Origin of the sequence: Actinosynnema sp. NPDC059335, assembly GCF_042752395.1 — a bacterium.
GTDB lineage: Bacteria > Actinomycetota > Actinomycetes > Mycobacteriales > Pseudonocardiaceae > Actinosynnema.
The window spans coordinates 14,553-17,730 of sequence record NZ_JBHYXZ010000166.1 but is presented as its reverse complement, the minus strand read 5'-3'; the positions used below and the strand labels follow the sequence as shown (position 1 = coordinate 17,730).

Genomic DNA, 3,178 nt, shown 5'->3' with positions numbered 1-3,178 from the left:
ACCACACCAGTCCTTGTCCGGCAGGGGAAAGGACCTGCCGGACAACAGCCTCCCAGCCGCAAGCACCACAACTAAACAGCGACACGCTACTAGTAAGAATGTCCAACCCCCTGCAGTACTCCTTTCAACCTCAACCCCAAAATCGGCAACTCGATGAGTCCCGCTCCGGTGGAGCAACTCGCAAGGCTCCCGTAACGGCGTTGAACAGTTGTTCAGGCCGATGTCCAGCCGCTGCTCCAGCAGCAGTTCGGTGCAGTCTGGTAGCGGTAGTAGTATCGGTTGTCCAAGCCCGGTGCCCTGACGACGATTCCGCCGTAGGACGTCAAGGACACGGTGGGCGGGCCGTTGAATCCACCGCCGAGAGTGGCCCATCCGCTCCAGCCGCCGCTGGGCGACTGCCAGATGTGGAACATCGCCTTGTCGGTGCCTATCCCGAACACCTCGAGACGGCCGTCGGCATTGCGCGCCGCGGCGATCCGGTCGTAGAGCAGAGTCCCTCCCAGGCTCTGCCCGCCCGTCCAGGTACCGTCGGTCCTCTGCCACCTGTGGTACAGGCTGCGGTTGGTGTCGTGCACCCAGAAGGTTTCCAGCCTCCCATCGGCGTTCGGGATGGTCACCTCCCACTCTGCCTGGACACCGAACTCCGGAGTCTCGGCGGTTGCGGTCGACGGTGCCATTACGGACAGGAGCGCAATGGCCGCAAACCCCAAGGCGGCGTAAACCGCCTTCTTTACCGGCATCGGATCTCCTAGTGCATGTTGTCCGCATCGACACCTCGGTCGATGCGGGCGATCCTTCCCCTTTGGTGTGACCGGGAAAGTGTGTCATACAGCTCCGAGATCCCCTCCGCATTATTGCGAGATTCGAATCGGGACGGGCCTCCCCCTCGTGTGCCGTCCGATCGCAACTCAGACACCAACAACAATCTCCTGGCGGGCCGACACAGCACCGACCCTCCGGGATCGGTGAGGATCGCAACGGTGACGAGCTGGGTGTACCGCTCGAAAAGTCATCACTGCTGGTCAGGCGTCGGGTCTGTACTCGTTGACGAGGCTGCCGAGCATTGGGATCACGCGTTGAGGTGCGGCACCGCCTGGCGGTGTGGGCCAGCGGGTTCGTGGACCCGGACGCGTGGGTGGTGGACGACACCTCGTTCCCAAGGACGGCAACGCCTCGCCGGGTGTGGCGCGGATGTACTGCGGCGCCGAAGCCGGACGCGTCCAGTGGTTCCGGAAAGACCCTCGACGAGCTGCTGACGATCTGGGACGACCGCCCCGATAAGACGTCGGTCGGCAAGGACCGCCCGATGGAGCTCGGTCGCCTGACGGTCGTGTCGGGGCTTGCCTCCCACATCCACTGCTTGGCGCGTGCCGTGATGCGCCTGCACGAGGCGGGGATGGACCTGGAGGCGATGCCTCTGGTCAGAGGTGCCCTCGAACATGGGCTGACCGCCCAGTGGATGCTCCACAACGAGGAGGAGGCCCTGGCCGGCTTCGTCAACGAACAGCAGCGTCAGCGTCGAGCCACCGCCAAGGCCATGCTGAAGATCTGCTGGTGAGAGATGGGGGAGGTCACCGCGATCATCGAAAAGTCGGTGGTGGTTCCCTCGACCGGCGCTGGTCCCGCTAGGAGCTTCCAACAGCTCTGCGAGGACTTCGACCCGAAGGGGTCCCGCATGTACGCGGCCTACCGGGCGCTCTCCGGCTTCACCCACGCCGGGCACCACATCGTGGACTCCTATCTGAACCTCGGCGACACGATCAAGATCCGAATCAACCACGGCAAGCCGCTGCCTACGGGCGGCCACCTGGCTATGAATGCTGTGCGTCGGGTGCATGTGGGCATCACGGGCGGGCGAGTTCGCGAGGATCCTCACCCACCGCCGAGGCCAGGACCTCGACAGCTGGATCGAAGCGGTCCTGGCCGACGACCTGCCAGCCCTGCACCGCTTCGTCCACGGCCTGCGCAAGGACAACGACGCCGTGACCGCCGGGCTGACCCTGCCCCACAACAACGGCCCTACAGAAGGAGTCGTCAACAAGATCAAGCTACTCAAGCGGCAGACCTACGGAAGGGCGAGCTCGCCCCGGCTGCGCAAGCGAATCCTGCTCAACAGTAGCAGCGACAGAGTTCGACGATCCTTCAGCTCGAACCGTTGATCACGCAATGAGCGACAGAACCAAACGAGCGGTGCAACTCGGGCTTGAAGGGGGTTACCTGCGTCCGGCGGCCAGGCGGCCGTCGAAGGCGATCTCGAAGGCGTTGAGGGGCGGGCTTCCAGCGCATCATCCAGCGTTTGCGGCCAGTGCCGGTCGGATCCAGGCTGCTCCCGCGAGGTAGGCGAACTTGAGCGCGGCCTGCTCGTGGGGGAAATGGCCCCGGGCCTTGACCGCGCGGCGGATGCGAGCGTTGACGCTCTCGAAGGCGTTGCTCGAGCAGATCACCCGCCGGATCTCCACGTCGAAGGCGAGAAAGGGCACGAACTCGGCCCAGGCGTTGTCCCACAACCTGACGATCGCCGGGTAGCGGGCGCCCCAGGCGTCGACGAACTCGGTGAACCGCTCGTCCTGTGCTCCACCGCGCCCGCATCCTCCGCGGCCCTCACCACGACCGGGGACACGATCACCCCGTCCTCGCAACCCAGGGCAAGTGTGGTGGCCATGCGTGCCGATCTGCCGCGGCGGGTGCTGTCGGTGCCGGACTCCGCCGTCGCCTGACCTCCGGGTTGATCAGCGTGGTCTCGCCGACCTGCAACGAGTCCAAGCCCATGCCGACGCCGCCGTCGTTGGCAGCCAGGCAGTCTCGGGTGCAGTCGTAGAAGGTTTCGGGCTTGGCCTTCTGGCAGCGCAGGCTGCACTGCTCGTTCGCCCTGAACTCCAGCGTCATGTCCACCGCGAACTGCCGGGCCTCGGCCACTTCGCGCCGTGGCTCGCACCGAACTCCTCGCAGAGCAGCTGATGTCCTTCCAGTCGGTCCACCAGCCATCCTGACCGGGCTTCATGTCCGCACCGGGCCACCCTGGGTATCCGTCCACGTCCGTGCGCTGGTCCCGGCTCCGCCAGGACCAGCCGCCGAGTGAGGCCGGTGGGCCCGGGTATCCGGCCGCGCGGGTGTGGGGCGGCCGGCGGCGGGGGGGGTGTGGGCGGCGGGCCCAACCAGTGGACGGGGCGGGGGACCG

General features: G+C 66.0%; 3 protein-coding genes and 1 pseudogene. 2 read left to right on the top strand and 2 right to left on the bottom strand.

Annotated elements, in window-relative coordinates; translation table 11 throughout:
* Positions 1–212 precede the first annotated feature (212 nt).
* A complete protein-coding gene (locus tag ACFXGA_RS33985) occupies positions 213–740 on the bottom strand; it encodes a hypothetical protein (RefSeq protein WP_378095158.1) in 528 nt (175 codons plus the stop codon).
* Positions 741–1,081: 341 nt separating this feature from the next.
* Here ACFXGA_RS33985 and ACFXGA_RS33980 point away from each other — a divergent pair, with 341 nt between their 5' ends.
* Positions 1,082–1,558: a DUF5677 domain-containing protein gene (locus ACFXGA_RS33980; RefSeq protein ID WP_378095156.1), complete on the top strand. Its 477-nt coding sequence runs from the start codon at positions 1,082–1,084 to the stop codon at positions 1,556–1,558.
* Between the two features lie 277 nt (positions 1,559–1,835).
* Positions 1,836–2,159, top strand: a complete 324-nt coding sequence (locus ACFXGA_RS33975) for a transposase (protein WP_378095154.1) — start codon at positions 1,836–1,838, stop codon at positions 2,157–2,159.
* 54 nt (positions 2,160–2,213) lie between these two features.
* On the opposite strand, the pseudogene ACFXGA_RS33970 reads toward ACFXGA_RS33975, so the two are convergent.
* Positions 2,214–2,552 (bottom strand): annotated as a pseudogene (locus ACFXGA_RS33970) (transposase); the annotation flags it as partial.
* Positions 2,553–3,178 lie beyond the last annotated feature (626 nt).